The sequence below is a fragment of the Thermus composti genome (genome assembly GCF_014647535.1).
In the GTDB taxonomy this organism is placed as follows: domain Bacteria; phylum Deinococcota; class Deinococci; order Deinococcales; family Thermaceae; genus Thermus; species Thermus composti.
Genome location: NZ_BMPJ01000064.1, coordinates 1 through 573, shown reverse-complemented (window position 1 = coordinate 573; position 573 = coordinate 1). Strand labels below are relative to the sequence as shown.

The window sequence follows — 573 nt, the reverse complement described above, 5'->3', positions numbered from 1 at the left end:
CCACCTATTACCGCTGGCGGAAACGCCTGAAGGAAGAAGGCCTTGCCGGTCTTAAGCCCCGGTCAAGACGCCCTAAGCGCCTGCGGAAGAGGGTGTACTGGACCCCCGATCTGTTGATCCGGGTGGAGACTTTGAGGAAGGAGAACCCCACCTGGGGAAGGTGGCCGATCTGGCTAACTTTGAGGAAAGAGGGTTTTGCGGTGAGCGAGCGGGCCGTGGGGCGCATTTTGGCCCACCTGGAAGCGCGCGGCCGGGTGGAAAGCGTGGCTGCCTTTCTGGGGCGGGCCCGGCGGGGGGAGGTCAAGCGGAAGACCCGGCGCCCCTACGCTCAAAGGAAGCCCAGGGGATACGAGGTGAAGCACCCCGGGGATCTTGTCCAGGTGGACACCCTCACCGTGACCCTGGGTCCTGGGGAGACGATCCGGCACTTCTCGGCGGTGGACCTCTTCACCCGTTTTTCCCTTGCGGAGGTCCACACCCGGGCCACGGCTGGTTTGGCGGCCTGTTTTCTTGCCCGCCTGGTGGCGCAAACTCCCTTTCCCATCCGAGCCCTTCAGGTGGACGGCGGGAGCG

The 573-nt window shown here is 65.1% G+C and carries 1 protein-coding gene; it reads left to right on the top strand.

All coding sequences use genetic code 11. The annotated features are described in order from the left end of the window. A partial coding sequence (locus IEX93_RS11370; protein WP_188848294.1) for a helix-turn-helix domain-containing protein occupies positions 1 to 573 on the top strand: 573 nt, incomplete at both ends.